This is a genomic window from Polynucleobacter necessarius, from assembly GCF_900095195.1.
GTDB classification, from domain to species: domain Bacteria; phylum Pseudomonadota; class Gammaproteobacteria; order Burkholderiales; family Burkholderiaceae; genus Polynucleobacter; species Polynucleobacter necessarius_G.
The window spans coordinates 893,275-908,633 of sequence record NZ_LT606950.1 but is presented as its reverse complement, the minus strand read 5'-3'; the positions used below and the strand labels follow the sequence as shown (position 1 = coordinate 908,633).

12 protein-coding genes and 1 pseudogene are annotated in these 15,359 nt (G+C 48.0%); 8 read left to right on the top strand and 5 right to left on the bottom strand.

Features of this window, described 5'->3' with window-relative positions; genetic code table 11:
- The first annotated feature begins 82 nt into the window (after positions 1-82).
- The 6 genes from BQ1619_RS10640 (at position 83) to BQ1619_RS05075 (ending at position 2,979) form a co-directional block, all read left to right on the top strand.
- Positions 83-241, top strand: a complete 159-nt coding sequence (locus BQ1619_RS10640) for a DUF5993 family protein (protein ID WP_415066030.1) — start codon at positions 83-85, stop codon at positions 239-241.
- A gap of 5 nt (positions 242-246) precedes the next feature.
- The gene (locus BQ1619_RS05090; RefSeq protein ID WP_114663526.1) at positions 247-810 is read left to right on the top strand and encodes a disulfide bond formation protein B; all 564 of its coding nucleotides are present in this window, start codon (positions 247-249) and stop codon (positions 808-810) included.
- 42 nt (positions 811-852) lie between these two features.
- Positions 853-1,164, top strand: coding sequence for a tripartite tricarboxylate transporter substrate-binding protein (locus BQ1619_RS10300; RefSeq protein ID WP_269460076.1), 312 nt, complete (start codon positions 853-855; stop codon positions 1,162-1,164).
- Positions 1,155-1,868, top strand: a complete 714-nt coding sequence (locus BQ1619_RS05085) for a Bug family tripartite tricarboxylate transporter substrate binding protein (protein ID WP_269460075.1) — start codon at positions 1,155-1,157, stop codon at positions 1,866-1,868. Before BQ1619_RS10300 ends, BQ1619_RS05085 begins: the two co-directional genes overlap by 10 nt.
- Positions 1,869-2,088: 220 nt before the next feature.
- Complete coding sequence (locus BQ1619_RS05080; protein ID WP_114662618.1) at positions 2,089-2,472, top strand: hypothetical protein; 384 nt, start codon at positions 2,089-2,091, stop codon at positions 2,470-2,472.
- Positions 2,473-2,508: 36 nt separating this feature from the next.
- A complete protein-coding gene (locus tag BQ1619_RS05075) occupies positions 2,509-2,979 on the top strand; it encodes a glycine zipper family protein (RefSeq protein ID WP_114662616.1) in 471 nt (156 codons plus the stop codon).
- A gap of 14 nt (positions 2,980-2,993) precedes the next feature.
- Here the strand turns inward: BQ1619_RS05075 and BQ1619_RS05070 are convergent, their stop codons facing one another.
- The 5 genes and pseudogenes from BQ1619_RS05070 to trxA all read right to left on the bottom strand — a co-directional run bounded on the left by BQ1619_RS05070 (position 2,994) and on the right by trxA (position 8,607).
- The gene (locus tag BQ1619_RS05070; protein WP_114662614.1) at positions 2,994-4,385 is read right to left on the bottom strand and encodes an MATE family efflux transporter; all 1,392 of its coding nucleotides are present in this window, start codon (positions 4,383-4,385) and stop codon (positions 2,994-2,996) included.
- A gap of 3 nt (positions 4,386-4,388) precedes the next feature.
- Positions 4,389-6,107 carry an ArnT family glycosyltransferase gene (locus BQ1619_RS05065; protein WP_114662612.1) on the bottom strand — a complete coding sequence of 573 codons (1,719 nt, stop codon included), beginning with the start codon at positions 6,105-6,107 and terminating at the stop codon, positions 4,389-4,391.
- Positions 6,108-6,223: 116 nt separating this feature from the next.
- Complete coding sequence (locus BQ1619_RS05060; protein ID WP_114662610.1) at positions 6,224-6,571, bottom strand: type B 50S ribosomal protein L31; 348 nt, start codon at positions 6,569-6,571, stop codon at positions 6,224-6,226.
- Between the two features lie 166 nt (positions 6,572-6,737).
- Positions 6,738-7,999, bottom strand: a pseudogene (gene rho, locus BQ1619_RS05055) (transcription termination factor Rho).
- A 281-nt stretch (positions 8,000-8,280) separates the two neighbouring features.
- On the bottom strand, positions 8,281-8,607 hold the full coding sequence (gene trxA, locus BQ1619_RS05050; protein ID WP_114662608.1) for a thioredoxin TrxA: 327 nt from the start codon (positions 8,605-8,607) through the stop codon (positions 8,281-8,283).
- A 131-nt stretch (positions 8,608-8,738) separates the two neighbouring features.
- On the opposite strand from trxA, the gene BQ1619_RS05045 reads away from it, so the two are divergent.
- Both BQ1619_RS05045 and BQ1619_RS05040 read left to right on the top strand, forming a co-directional pair.
- Entirely contained in the window at positions 8,739-11,708 is a 2,970-nt protein-coding gene (locus tag BQ1619_RS05045; RefSeq protein WP_114662606.1) for a PD-(D/E)XK nuclease family protein, read from the top strand.
- Positions 11,705-15,259 (top strand): UvrD-helicase domain-containing protein, encoded by a 3,555-nt coding sequence (locus tag BQ1619_RS05040; RefSeq protein ID WP_231968522.1) that lies wholly within the window; start codon positions 11,705-11,707, stop codon positions 15,257-15,259. The genes BQ1619_RS05045 and BQ1619_RS05040 overlap by 4 nt, the downstream gene beginning before the upstream one ends.
- Positions 15,260-15,359: the final 100 nt, after the last annotated feature.

The window sequence follows — 15,359 nt, the reverse complement described above, 5'->3', positions numbered from 1 at the left end:
TAAACAAAGCCATCGGTAGGGTTAAGCATTCCTAAGGCAGTGATTTCAAAGACTCGAAACCATCCTGCGCTAGAATTCCAGTATGTATATGTTCCTGCCTTTTCTGACAGCGCTTATCGGACTTGTCTTGGTCTGGTTTGAAAAACGTTTGGCAGGTCTATGCATGTTGGCGATTACGGTATTTATTCTGATGCTGTGGTTCCGCTTCCATGCAACGAGTCATCTCCACATTAATTTGTGATCATCGTGAAAAGAGCCTCGTTTCCATCTCTTGCATCACTAGGCAATCAACTGGCTCTATTGGCGGTTGTTGGGACTTTGTCTTACGCCTTTATCGATCAACTCTATTTTGGTGAGTTGCCATGCCCACTCTGCCTCATGCAACGTATTGGCTTTGTCATTATTGGTTTCGCGCTGGTACTGAACATTCGTTGTGGCGCACATTCTGCCCATTATGGCTGGGGCATTTTTGGCGGCTTAGTAGGGATGATGGCCTCACTACGCCAGATATTCATTCATATCTTGTCTGGTGATAAAGGGTTTGGTGCAACCTTTTTAGAGTTGCATTTTTACACTTGGGCATTTATTGGTTATCTTGGTTTGTTAATTGGGTTCGCCATCTTATTGATGCTGCCCAACCGAGATGTGCGCTCTCGCTCATGGTTTGCGAATACTTTGATCATTCTTTTTATCTTGATCGTGTTTGGTAATTTAATTTCCACCCTACTAGGGTGTGGCATTGGAGCATGTGCCGATGATCCTGTGCGTTACGATGGATGGTTGTGGCTTCGCTCTCGTTTTGGTTTTTAATTTCTTATTCTTAAGCTAGTCCATCCATTTGGGCTGTGGGTCATGCAATTGTTGAAGGTAGCACGTAACCTCTGCGTATCGATTCTGTTGGCGATGATCACCCTAGTGGTTCAGGCCCAGACAGTTTCCAATCTCAACGCTTCGAAAAATGCAACGTGGCCCAAGCAAGCCATTCGCATTATTGTGACGTTTACTCCTGGCGGAGCCCCTGACATATTGGCTTGCGTATTGGCGGAGAATTGGCAACAGGCCTTAGGTATGCCAGTCCTGGTTGAAAATAAACCGGGATATGGCGGTAATATTGGCGCTGAGCTCGTTGCCAAGAGTGACCCTGATGGTGGTTTATGCTCTTGACTGGTACGGTAGGTATTCATGCGATTAATGGCGCCATCTATGAAAAGATGTCATTTAATCCGATTGAGGATTTCACGCCCATTAGTTTTTTGGCGAGCACGCCGAATGTTCTGATTGTGAATAAACAATTGGGTGTTACCAACATACATGAGTTGATTGAGTTAGCCAAAGCCAAGCCCAATCAATTGACATTTGGTTCTTCGGGCGTTGGCACTTCATTGCATATGTCTGGTGAATTATTCAAAGAGATGGCCGGTATTCAAATACGGCATATTCCATATAAGGGTAGGGTACAATCATTGCCCGATTTGGTAAGCGGTCGTATTTCAATGCTCTTTGATAACCTATCTTCTTCACTGCTGCTGATTAAAGCGGGTGAGGTACAAGCGTTAGGGGTAACTACGCTCAAACGATTGCCCGCCGCCTCTGAAATCCCCACATTGGCCGAACAGGGTCTGCCTGGATTTGAAGCGGTGTCTTGGTTTTCGTTAATGGCACCAGCAAACTTACCGCCCCATATTCAAAAACGCTTAAATCAACTCACGCGCAGTACCTTAAATCAGCCTGAGATCAGAAGTCGCTTATTGGCAGGGGGATTGGAGCCCAATCCGGGCAGCTCTAAAGATCTAGCAAAGCTGATCACCCATGAGTCGGCTAAATGGTCGCGTGTGGTTGTGCAATCGAGTGCAAAATTGGATCAGTAGGATCTGATAAATAAATAACTTTTGTGTCAGCGTGCTCGTTCGTTATGCGTTATTGTGAGTAAGGGATTCTTTATCGAATCCCCAATAGGATCAAGACAACCGTATTCAGAAGACCACACAGCACTAAATAGAGGGGGGTCAATCATGAAACAACTCAATCAAATCAGCATATTAGGAATCATTGTTGCAGCGCTACTCACGTTAGCTCCAGTGGTAGCCAATGCTGGTAATGTTGCTTGGAATGTGTCCGTGGGCGGCAGATACGGTGGTTGGCGACCAACAGCTTATGGCCCCTATGCTGGACCCGGATGGGGTCATGGTTGGGGAACCCGGTTGGCGAGGTGGCTGGGCATATAGTGGCTATTACGGCCCCTATCCTGGTTACCATGCTCCCCCAGTTGTTTACGCTCCACCGCCAGTGGTGACTTATGCGCCACCACCACAACCGATGGTGTTAGCAGCGCAACCACAACCGACCGTTTGGTATTACTGCGAAGCCAGTGGTAAATATTTTCCGTATGCGCAGGAGCGCCCAACAGGATGGCAAGCACAATCCGCTACGCCGCCAACCAGTAACGCACCACAGCGCCGTCCACAGTATTAATCTCTGTTCAGTAATTTCAGTAATCAAAGGGTATTTATGAAACGATTTACGCGCCGTGCCATTCTTTCGGTTTCAGTGTTGGCATCTTTAGCTAGTTTGGTGGGATGTGTATCTGCACCGACAGGACCCACAATCGCTATCATGCCGCGCGAAGGCAAGTCATTTGAAGTCTTTCAGCAAGAAGATCAGCAGTGTCGCGAGTTTGCAGCCAATGCCGTAAAAGATACGAGCAGTGCGGCGTTAAAAGAGGGCGCCACGAGCGCTGCTATTGGAGCTGCACTCGGTGCGGCAGCAGGTGCTGTCATTCGGGGCGGTAGTAGTCAAAATATCGGTACTGGTACTGGCGTAGGATTGCTTGGCGGTGCTGCCATGGGCGCAATGAATTCTGCTGGTAAGCAAAATCAAGCGCAAACGCAATACAACATCGCGTATCAACAGTGTATGTATGCCAAAGGCAATCAAGTGCCTAGCCATGCAGTGCCAGTAGCGAACCCCAGCTACCGCTAACCACATCTGAATTCCTAAACTTCAACAGGTGGATGCGTTTTCTCGTAACGCCCCGCCGTTTTTCGAAAGAGGTATAGCAGTAAACACGCTGCGAGTCCGAGGCTGATGCTGTTGCCAGCCCAAAAACCGTTGGCCCCTTGCAAGAAGGGGGGCGTATTACCAAGCACATTAAAGCCCATTAGGTAACCGCCACCTAGGCCAACGCCCCAAAGTGAACCTGCATAAATGACCATTGGCCAAAATGCGATGCGATAGGCTCGCAGAATAAATGCAGCAGTCACTTGCAGGGCATCAAAGACTTGATAAAACGCGATAAATAGAAATAGTGGAATGGAAAACGCTTTGACCTCTTGTGGTAAATCATATAAATTCAGCAATTGAATGCGAAATACCCAAACCGCAACGCCAATCGTGATGCACAGCGCGGTTGTAAAGAACACGGACGACCAGCCAATTTCTTCGGCGCGCTCTTGTTGATTGGCGCCAATCGATTGCGATACCAATGTCATGGTTGCAATCGAGAGTGAGAGGGGCACCATGTAAATGGCGGTCCCTATGTTTGCCACAATTTGATGGCCAGCCAAGGCGGTAGTCCCTAAGCGGGCAATAAACAATGACATGAGTGTGAATGAAGTCACTTCAATCAAATAACTAAAGCCAATGGGTGTTCCCAGTTTCAAAAGAGTCCAGATGCGATGCCAATTGGGTAGGCTAAAGCGTTCAAAGATTTTGAAGGGGCGATAAAAGCGATCAAATACAACAAAGCCCAGCGTCATCAATAGCCATGACCAGTTGATGATGACGGTAGCCACTGCGCAACCAGGCCCACCCATACCCTCAATACCAAGACCGCCGTAAATGAAGAGCAAATTTAACGGTAGCTTGAGTGCTAAACCAATCAACTGCACTACCGTGATCACTGCAGGACGCGACACGGCATTGTGAAGCGTCATCAATACGCGCATGCCCATACTGGCAGGCAGGCCTAACGCCAAGATACTTAAATACAATCGGGCATTGCTTTCAATTTCGGGTGCTACCCGTGAGATTGCTAACAGGGGTTGGGCATTGAGCAGTATCCAGCAACCTAAAATGGTGAGACCCAATGCTAGCCAGGTAGCTTGACGCACCTCTTCACCGATATCGCTCAAGCGTTTGGCGGCAAACAGTTGCCCAGCGATCGGTGCAAGCGCTGAGACAACCCCCGTTAAGCCAACGTAGACGCTAATGAAGATGGCCGAGGCCATGGCAAGAGCAGCCAAGTCATTAGCAGAATAGCGTGCGGTCATAGCGGTATCTAAAACACCAAATGCGATGACTGCGAGCTGACCAATTAAGAGAGGGCCAGCAAGTTTTAGTAGAGCAGGAATATCCTCGCGAAGACGCGATAGCTTAAAGTGCAGCACGCCTTATTCCGGAATGACTTCGTAAAGACGTAAGCGTTCATCGCGGTCTGCGGCACGACGATCTTCCCAAAGGAGATGCACTTTCTTATTGTTCGGGCGTGCGTAGGCCTGTGCTTCCAATTGATTCTGCGTGAGCATCCAAGGGCAATCGGGATCATCACGCAGAGTGAGTTTTGTAAAGTAATCAAACGACGCTAACTGGGCTGGACCGATATTGCTAGTATCAATACAGCCTCCGCCAGAGGGCACTACTTGTGCCAAGCGAACGGATACAGGGCGATACGTTTTAGCGAAGTTAATGGTAGGCAGCCATAAGGTCATGAGGAGCACCCACATCAAGGTTGTACCCGATGCAGAAATAATCAAGCAACGCCAAATTTCTTTCGGGGCGCGCGATGTTCTCCAACGCACGACTGCTAACCAAACCCCCGTAATTGCAAGAGCAACGATAAATGCCAGCCAATTAAATTGACCCTCAAAGCCTGGCAGAAAGCGAGCGATGTTGGCTGCGGTGGATTCTGGAAAGCCGGTCACTTTAGCCAGCCAGATAATCCAAATAGCCAATGCGATGAGCGTAAAGCTAAACATCGCAAACCAATCAATAAAGCTAATCATGCTGCGCTTGAGAATCGGTAAGCTAAAGGCGGCAATGATCGATAGACTTGGAATCAGGATCATGAGGTCATGTTCGTTGGCTTCCAAACGAAACAGAACATAAATCAAGCTACCAATAAATAGACTGAGCGGAATACACAGATGAGGGGCGCGCCATGCACCGGCTTCTTTCACGCGACCCCAGTGCGCTAAGGAGATGGCGGCTAGCGGCCACACAGGCCATGCGTAGGCCCAGAAGTTCACGCTCAAAAAGCTTAAGGATTCCAAGGATGGGGTTGAGCGCATCTCAGGTACATTGTGCCAACCCTCTTGGGCAATGTGTCGCCATGAAGTCGGCAAATCGAAGACATACCAAAGGATAGGCCAAACAGCAAAACCGATTAGGCCGATGACTGTGCTCGTGAGAGTCCACAGAAAACGCAATTTCGCGTTACTCGCGATTACAGCAATGATGGTAGAGGTAACGATGATGAGGCTTAATGTGAGGTTGCTCGACAGTGCCACAATGGCAATTCCTAAGCCGGTCCACAATCCACCTTGCCAGGGCTTATCTAAGCCACGCACAGTCCCATAGAGCACGATACTGATGCCCATGAGTTGCGCCATCATGGGTGTAGTTTCATGAGCGCGCTGCGCAAGACCGACGCATGCCAAAAAGATGAGTAATGCGCCATCGGCAAGTGTCATGCCGTAACTCTTCATGTCCGGTTGTCCGCCAACTGCCAGAGCCATCGGTTGCACTTCACGCCGACGACCTAATAAATAGGTGGCATACCAAATGGCTAACGCTGCTGCAAAGAAACAAATCGCTGAATACAAACGCGCAGCATTGGCTGCACCAATCCAGCCGCTAAATAATTGAATCAGAGTGGCGCCCATCCAGTAGGGCAGTGGTGATCCGAGAGAAAGAGCGCGACCTGCTAAGTGGGGCACGATCCAATCGAGCGAGTTGCCACGAAATAAAGTCCACATCCCGCCAAAACCAATCGCGTCTTCATTCTTCCAAGGATCCCGAAAGAAAAGACCTGCGAAACCATAGACAATCGTCAACGCAAAAATGATGATGCGTGGAATCGATCGAGTGGCAGCAGCGGTGAGTTTGACCATGAATGGAGTTTAGGCAAAACAAAAAACAAAATAATCAAAAATAAAAAAGGCAGCAAACGCTGCCTTGATTATCTCGCAGAGAAGGGCGTTACCGCACCCTGCGATTCAGAAGTGTATTAAGCCTTCTTCTTGGTTGCTTTTTCAGCAGCTTTGGCTTCTGCAGCCGCCGCTTTTTTCTCAGCAGTTCTTGCAGCGCCATCGCCAGAAGCTTTCGCAACCGCTTTGCTACCGAATTTCTGACGGAATTTCTCAACACGACCAGCGGTATCCATGATTTTTTGGGTACCAGTGTAGAAAGGGTGTGATTCAGAAGAAGTCTCGATCTTGGCTAATGGATATTCATTGCCGTCTTCCCACTTGATGGTCTCTTTCGTGGCCATAGTGGAGCGAGTCTTGAAACTGAAATTATTAGAAACGTCCAAAAAGACGATTTCACGATATTCAGGGTGAATGCCAGGTTTCATGTTGGGTCCTATCAGCGGGTAGCCGTTTAAGTGAACTCACCTAAATACTTTCCCAGGTTTTAAAAGCGCTTGTTACAGCAATAAAGGCGAAATTATGCCATGAAATCAATAACAAAGCGCACTTTTGAAGCCTAAAATGGGCTAAATAGGCCCCTAGACCCCCAAATTAGCCTCCGCGACGCATCAGGTCGAAGAATTCACCATTGTTTTTGGTCGATTTGAGCTTATCCACGATGAAGTTCATCGCCTCGATATCGTCCATATCGGCGAGCAATTTCCGCAATACCCAGATCTTCTGGAGGTTTTCTGGTTTAACCAGTAATTCCTCACGGCGGGTACCAGATTTGTTGAGGTTAATTGAAGGATAGACGCGATGTTCAGCCAGACGACGCTCCAAATGGACTTCCATATTGCCGGTACCTTTGAATTCCTCATAGATGAGGTCATCCATACGGCTACCCGTTTCAATCAGGGCAGTAGCGATGATTGTTAAGGAGCCACCTTCTTCTATGTTACGGGCTGCGCCAAAGAAACGTTTTGGACGTTGCAGCGCATTGGCATCCACACCACCTGAAAGTACCTTTCCGGAAGAAGGTACTACTGTGTTGTATGCGCGCGCCAGACGAGTAATCGAGTCGAGCAAGATGATGACGTCTTTGCCCATCTCTACTAAGCGCTTAGCTTTTTCAATCACCATCTCAGCAACTTGCACGTGACGTACTGCAGGCTCATCGAAGGTTGAGGCAACAACTTCACCGCGCACCGAGCGCTGCATTTCAGTAACTTCTTCTGGGCGCTCATCAATGAGCAAAACAATCAAAATCGCATCGGGATTGTTCGCCGAAATCGCGTGAGCAATGTGCTGCATCATCACGGTCTTACCAGACTTGGGTGGGGCCACAATCAAACCGCGTTGGCCGTAACCAATGGGAGAGATCATGTCGATAATGCGACCCGTTAAGTTTTCTTCCGCCTTAATGTCGCGCTCCAAACCAATGACGCGGTTAGGGTGCAAAGGCGTTAAGTTTTCGAACATGATGCGGTTCTTGAGGGCCTCCGGAGCCAAACCGTTGATCTTGTCGACTTTGACTAACGCAAAGTAACGCTCACCATCCTTCGGGGTACGTACTTCACCTTCAACGCTATCGCCAGTATGTAAATTGAAACGGCGAATCTGTGCAGGGGAGATGTAAATGTCATCGGGGGATGCCATGTAGGAGGTTTCAGGAGAGCGCAAGAAACCAAAGCCATCTGGCAATACTTCCAATGTGCCATCGCCATAAACGGTTTCACCAGCCTTGGCGCGTTTTTTCAGAATCGCAAACATGAGTTCTTATTTGCGCATCCGTTGAGTGTTTTCATCTCCAAGCCAGCTGCCATTTCAAGCAGGGCGGATACGTGTAGGCCTTTGAGTTCAGTTAATTGCATGTGGTTCTCGGGTGTTGATAAAAATAAAGAATGAAGTTGAGTTTTGGGTTATCGCCGCGCTGATGAAGATCACGCAGATATGGAAAAACAGGAATTTTGCAATCTGCTAAAAGAAGGGGGAATAAATTGCTGGAAAGGCGCGTTCTAGATAAATACCGTGAAACGCTGAACTGCTGTTAATCGAAATGCTACACTAAAAACGGTTGGGATCAATGCGGATAGTGCTAAAACTCGAGGGAAAAACCATAGGCTCAATAGGAGAGCCTGTGATCTAGGATGATTTACAGATGACTATCGATAAATGCGGTCAACTGCGATTTAGCCAAAGCGCCTACTTTTTGAGCAGCTACGGTGCCGTTTTTGAATAGGATCAGGGTTGGAATGCCACGAATATTGAACTGGGTTGGCACGCCTTGGTTCTCATCCACATTCATTTTGGCGATTTGCAATTTGTTGCTGTACTCACCAGAAAGCTCTTCTAGGATGGGGCCAATCATTTTGCAAGGACCACACCATTCCGCCCAAAAATCGAGCAGGACAGGTTTATCGGATTTGAGGACGTCTTGTTCGAAAGAGGCGTCAGTTACATATTTAATGCCGGCATTCATGAAAATTCCTTATTTGGGATTATTAGTGACTTATGTTGTTATAGCGTTACAGCGCTTATATTAGCAATAAGCGCAAGATCCTGCTCAAAAATGAATATTCGCCATCCAGCCTAAACCATTCCAATCGCCTCATGCCGCAGCCATTTCCCGCCATTTCCGATCAAAAGCAAGTGTTGTCTTGGGCAATCACGCCCGATGCCAGCGCTTTGGAACAGTTGGCAGGGGGCATTTGGGATTGTGTAGTGCAAACTGGACAACGCCCCTTGGTGGTGCTCAGTACTGCTGGCCCGCTGATTGGTGTGCGGGCAGCGCTAGAAAAATACCGACCAGACAACCTACCAAATAACATCGCGCTCTTACCCAAAGTCATGAGCTTTGCAGATTGGTTGGAAGCAGCGCCCGGTGCATGGAAGTTTCCCAAGAAACAACCTGATTTGGAGCGGTGGTTGAGTGTGTACTCCGCCTTACGCAATCATCCGGACTTGCAGGCGTGGTTTAAATCCGAGACCGAAAGTGGTGCATGGGGTTTGGCGCAAGCGATTGTGAAAGCGTGTGACACCTTATCCAAAACTATTAGTCCACAGCTACAAGTGCTATTGCGAGCATTCATGAATCAGGATTCCTCTCAGTGGGCAGCGTTTACTGAGGCATCGCAAGCACAGGCTCAACAGTTACTCGACACCACTATCACGCGGGTCTATTCCGGTATGGCGCGCAAAGTCGTAGACCAAGAGACCAAAGTGCTTCTGACTTTTTGGCGCTATACCGCCAGTGTGAGCGATCCTGCATTTCGAAATCAGTTTGCGATGGCAGCCCATCTTGATGCCCTAGCTAACCACCACGTTCCTGCAAGACCGCTGATTTGGGTGGAGACTGCTGATCCCACATCTATTGATCAAGAAATCATTCATCAATTTCTGGGTGAGTATGCACAATATGCGCCAGCGATCGAAGTCAAAATGGATTGGCGTGAGGCAGGGCTGTGGCCAGAAGCTATTGGTTCCGCGGAGGCGCAAGGTGCTGCTGCGGCAAATGCCAAACGCACACACAGCAGTCGGTGGAAATTAATTTCTGCAAAACGCTTTGAAGAGTTGGCCTGGGCAACGGCCAAAAGAGTAGAGCAGCATTTGATCGATGGTAAGACCAAAGTCGCGCTGGTAGCGCAAGACCGTTTGGTCGCGAGAAGGGCGCGCGCACTACTGGCGCGTCTCGGCCCAGCCTTAAATATTCGGGATGAGACTGGCTGGAAACTTTCGACAACACGAGTGGCTGCTGCACTTAATAGCTGGTTGGAACTCATTCGATCACCTAAAGATGGGCCCAGCGCAGAAGTTTTGTTGGAGTTCTTGCAAAATCCGTTTATCGATCTTGAAAAAATTCTGCAACGTGATGCAGCGGGATGTATTGGCCTCATTGCAGAGCTTGAAGATATTTTGGTGGCGAGTAAAGCCGAGTCTGGCTGGAAAACATTCTATTTAGCCGTTGAAGGCGCGCAGGAGAACGCTGCAAAAACAATGAGCAGGATGCCCAGCACAGCTCTATTGGAGTTATTGCAGTTTGTGAAGGAGCGTCATCATGAGTGGCTGACTCTAAAAGTGGATTGTAAAAAGGCGTATTTCTTATTACAGAGCAATCTTCAGGCAACTGGCTTGGAGCAGGGTCTGGAGCAAGACTCCGCTGGCAAGCAATTGTTAGAGGTACTCAAGACATTTGATTTAGGCAAAACACAGTACCAAGAGACGTCGATTCGGTTAAGTGAGTGGTTGAGCTTACTCAAAATCGTCATCGAGGAGGCGAGTTACAAAGAGGCTAGCAAAGAAGCACAAGCAACACTTAGCATCTTGCCTCTGAGCTCTACAAGGATGCGGGATTTTGATGCTGTAGTCATTGTGGGTTGCGATGAACAGCAATTGCCAGCGTATGCAGAGCCACCGTTATTTTTCTCCGATGCACTCAATCAACCCCTGAAGACCTCAACGATTGCCCTGCAGTTCATACAGCAAGCTAGAGACCTTTCGCAATTATTAGTCTCTTGCGCGCATGTTGATCTACTCTGGCAAAGTAAAAGCAATAACGGAGAGCCATTGCGTCCATCCGCCTGGATACAGCGCTTACAAAACCAAATCGCTTGGGAGGCGTTGCCAACACAATTAGATAAACGCCTGTTTGATGCCAAACCCATGGACATGGCAGTAGCGCATGTTGAGGAAGCATTGCCAATGCCGCTGTCCATGAGCCCGAGTGCTTACAAAGCCCTGCGGGATTGCCCGTATCGCTATTACGTACGCAGCCTATTAGGCCTTCGTAAAAATAAGGGGTTTGATGAAGGGTTTGATGCTTCCTTGGCGGGGCAGACCTTACATAAATTGCTTAAGCGTTTTTGTCAGGCACTGAAAACCCATGAACATACCAACTCGGCAATCAAAACCGATCGGGAGCAACGACGCGCTTGGATGGAAAAACATCTCTCCTTGTATTCGGAGCAAGAGTTTGCTCAGTTAATTGAGGGTGATGCCAGAGTCATGGGAACTTTAAGGGATTGGCAAAAACAAATTCCGAGTTTTATTGATTGGCAGTTGCAACGCGAGCAGGCTGGTTGGGAATATTTTGATGGCGAAGTAAAGGTTGGATTTGGTTTGCCATTTGAGGATGACCAAGGCGAACGGAGAACTATTCGCATTGAAGGATTTGCGGATCGCTATGATGTTCAAACAGAAAACGCCAAAATAGCATCGGTGCTGGATTACAAAAACCAACGCTATGAGCGCGTGAAGGTGCGAGCTGAGCACTTGTTGGATGATCCACAGCTATTAATCTATGCTCGCGCCGCCAATGGGGATCAAGAAAATCACAAATTGGCTGGTCACCAAGTGCAGCAGGCCGAGTGGGTTGCTTTAAAAGCCGATCTATCCAAGGGTGACCAAAAAGCCATCCGCTCTCAAGAAGTGGGTGACATGTCAGTCTTATTAAAGGAGTTCAACGCCCAAATTACCGAGGACATTGAGCAACTTTGGGCTAAAAAGCCCATGCACGCTTTTGCGCCCGAAGGTGTTTGCCAATACTGTGAGGCACGCGGTATTTGTAGAAAGGGTATCTGGTGAGTTTCAAGATGAGTGAGGCCAACAGCATGCTTCCAGAAAAGCAACCCTATTCAGAGTCACTCGCTTGTGATCCACAACGATCGGTCATTGTTTCGGCTTGTGCTGGCAGTGGAAAGACTTGGTTATTGGTTGCGCGTATCGTGCGCCTCTTGCTGGCCGATGTAAAGCCACAAGAAATCCTGGCACTCACGTTTACACGCAAAGCTGCGCAAGAAATGCGTGATCGCTTGTCTGGATTATTAGAGCAATTCGCCAAAGTAGACGATGCTACTCTCGCTAAAGAGCTCACTATCAGAGGCATGACCCCAGAGCAGGCAAAGCAAGCATTGCCCAAAGCCCACATGCTTTATGAGCAAGTGTTGGCGAACCCTCAACCCATCGTGATTGATACCTTCCATGGTTGGTTTGGCAAATTATTGGGTGCAGCACCAGTATCGTTAGGGGTGCAACCAGGATTTTTGTTGCGCGAGGATGTGAAGCGTTTACAGGAGGAATGCTTAGACGATTGGTGGGGCGATCTCACGCCTGAGAATAAAGCGTATTACGACGTATTGCTAAAGCAGCTCGGTTCGCATGAGACGCAAAAGCTCTTGATGGGACGAGGTAGTCTATTCAAGCAGCGAGGTGCGTGGACATTTTTCGAGAAAGAATGTAAACGTGCCGGCATCAGCCCCATTGAGTCTTTGAAGAAAACACTGCACAAACTCGATTTACCAAATCCTTTGTTGGCGCTGTGGAATGCACCGAATGCATTAGCGGATTTAGAGTTTCTAGAGAGATGCTTTGCTAATAGCAGTACACAAGATAGTGATTTATTGGAGTATCTACGTCCAGCGATTGCTTGCAAGCAGCATGGTGGCGATGTGATGGACGTGGTTGGGATTTTTCAAACTACTTTCTTAACCAAGGATGATCCGAAATATCGAAGCAATAACAATAAGGCCTTAGGGGACGCAAAAAAATACCTAGAGAAGTGCGGTGAAGCGGATCGAATCGAGGAGCATATTGCTATCAAACAGGCCTGGGGGCATGCTTTTGAGGAGTATTTGCTCTGGCAGGCGGAGCAAGATATTTATGTCATTAATGCAGCATGGTTTGCACTGAATCAATCCATGATGGCTCACGCGAATGCCGCTAAAGAGAATATGCGCGTGCGGGACTTTGATGATTTAGAGGTTGGCGTAAGTTTGCTGATGAGCGACTCTGCCAATGCCGCCTATTTGCAGTCGCGATTGGATGCGAAGTACAAGCAAATATTGGTTGATGAATTTCAAGATACCAATCCCTTGCAATGGCAAATTCTGCGAGCATGGCTGTCCGGATATGGTGACGGTGATGAGACACCGAAAGTATTTATCGTTGGTGATCCTAAACAATCCATTTATCGGTTCCGTCGTGCTGATCCACGACTATTTGTTAGTGCCAGTGCGTTTTTGCATCAGAACCTCGGCGCCGCTTACATTGAGCAAAATAAAACACGTCGTAATGCTCAAAAAATTAATAAAGCAGTCAACACGATCTTTATGGGCGAGCAAATCTCGCCGGAATATCTCTATACCAAGCAAGAAACGCTTTGGGAAAGCCCTAAAGACAGCAAACCAATAGAAGCGTACGCAAGCGACGGCGAGATTTACTTGCTGCCATTGATTCCGTACGCAGAAAAACCCGCAGACGTGAGAGAGGGTAGTGCGTTTGATGTGGCCATTACCGATGCAAGTGAAACCATCGCTGTAGTTCAGCGTCAGCAAGAAGGTGAATGTGTTGCTCGGCTCATTCAAGAAATTATGGCCACACGCAAAGTGGCCGATAAAGAAAATGGCATAGAGGTTTGGCGCGCTGCTAGGGCAAGCGATTTTCTATTGCTTGTCAAGCGCCGTAAATATCTGACCTACTACGAGAGAGCATTGCGTGAAGCGGATTTGGCCTATGAGAGTTCCCGATTAGGCGGCTTATTAAATACGCTGGAGATCGATGATCTGATCGCTTTGTTAACTGTTCTCGTAACACCGCGTCATGATTTACCGTTGGCACAGGTTCTGCGCAGTCCAATTTTCAGTTTTGCTGAAAAGCAAATGCAACAACTTGCAGTTGCAATGACCTCTGGTCGGTACCGCTCATGGTGGGACGCCCTGCACGATAGTCAAGATGAGCGTTTGCGGGTAGCGGCACGCTATCTGCAGCACTGGCATCTGCTTGGTGAACGCTTACCAGTACATGATTTATTGGATCGCATCTATCAAGAGGGTGATGTGCGTGTCAAATACGCTGCGGTTTGTCGGGAAATTGACCGTCCGCAAGCATTGGCAAACTTGGATGCTTTCTTGGAGGTGGCACTCAATCAAGATGGTGGTCAATACCCTAGTCTTAGTCGCTTCATTCAAGAAATCAACGCAAAGCGCCGTGGCGATGGCGATGAGACGCCGGATGAGGGTGATGTTGATGTCGCAAGTGATGACAATCTGGTAGACGTTGATGAAGAAAATGAAATGTCGGAAGAAGATCGCCATAAGCGCGTGCGCTTAATGACGATTCATGGGGCAAAGGGTTTGGAATCCCCATTTGTCATCATCTTGGATGCAAACTATACCGATACCAACATAGACTACAGCGGTGTATTGATGGATTGGTCTCCTGATAAAGAAAGTCCATCGCACCTTTCCCTCTTTACTTCAAAAACATTAACGAGCCCGCGTACTGAAATCAATGATGAAGAAAAGCGTATTGGTGAGAATGAGAACTGGAATCTGCTTTATGTAGCTATGACTCGAGCTCGTCAGGGGCTTTGGATAAGCGGTGATGCGCAAAAACCCACCAAGAATAATCCGGATGGTTTTGATAAGACCTCTTGGTATGGCAAGGCCAGCGCTGCTGAGGTACCCGTTTATCAGCTTGGCCAAGATCGGACGAATCAGTCTAAAAATGCCCCTACTCAGAAAGCGTATGCATCGGAAAGTACAGTCGATGATTTTGTTTTGACGTGGAAGCCTGCACAAGAGAGTCAGGCGCAATTACTGCGCGATATCGAAAGTGGCGTTACGGTTGAAGTGTTTGCGGGCGAGAGTGAAAAAGCACCAGAGCCTGATCCTGAGATCTTGGAAGAGGGCGTGCACTTTCATAAATTGCTAGAGTTTGTAACGGCAGACTCTTCTAAAGTGCAGGCACCGCAACTGCCAAGCGAATCAGAGGTGATGAATTGGCTTGATGTTGATCAAGCGCATGCAGCAAAAGTGCTGGAACGTACTAAAAACGTATTGGCTTCATTAGAACTCAAACCTTACCTGACATCGGGCGAATGGGTTGCCGCATGGAATGAATTGGATATTGCGAGTAAAGAGGGTAAGAGCTATCGCATGGACCGTTTAGTGGAGTTTGAGAACCACATTGCCATTCTCGATTACAAGCTCACCATTCCCGAAGTGGGAACCGAAAAATACGAAAAATACCGAGAGCAGCTCCAGAACTACCAGAAGGAGCTCACCCGCATCCGCAAAGATAAGCCCAACAAGGCCTATCTCATTTCTGCAGTGGGCAAGCTGCATCAAATTGTCTAGTTCATCCGAAAATCACCTTGAATTTCTCCCAAATACCCCCATATCAGTGGGGAATAGCGGAAATACCAAAACTAGAGATAATCAAATTGCAAGTAACATC

Coding starts and splice junctions, on each gene's coding strand:
- trxA (WP_114662608.1), bottom strand. CDS start 8,607: ATGAATGCCGGCATTAAATATGTAACTGACGCCTCTTTCGAACAAGAC.
- BQ1619_RS05060 (WP_114662610.1), bottom strand. CDS start 6,571: ATGAAACCTGGCATTCACCCTGAATATCGTGAAATCGTCTTTTTGGAC.
- BQ1619_RS05085 (WP_269460075.1), top strand. CDS start 1,155: ATGCTCTTGACTGGTACGGTAGGTATTCATGCGATTAATGGCGCCATC.
- BQ1619_RS05075 (WP_114662616.1), top strand. CDS start 2,509: ATGAAACGATTTACGCGCCGTGCCATTCTTTCGGTTTCAGTGTTGGCA.
- BQ1619_RS10300 (WP_269460076.1), top strand. CDS start 853: ATGCAATTGTTGAAGGTAGCACGTAACCTCTGCGTATCGATTCTGTTG.
- BQ1619_RS05045 (WP_114662606.1), top strand. CDS start 8,739: ATGCCGCAGCCATTTCCCGCCATTTCCGATCAAAAGCAAGTGTTGTCT.
- BQ1619_RS05065 (WP_114662612.1), bottom strand. CDS start 6,107: ATGGTCAAACTCACCGCTGCTGCCACTCGATCGATTCCACGCATCATC.
- BQ1619_RS10640 (WP_415066030.1), top strand. CDS start 83: ATGTATATGTTCCTGCCTTTTCTGACAGCGCTTATCGGACTTGTCTTG.
- BQ1619_RS05080 (WP_114662618.1), top strand. CDS start 2,089: ATGCTGGTAATGTTGCTTGGAATGTGTCCGTGGGCGGCAGATACGGTG.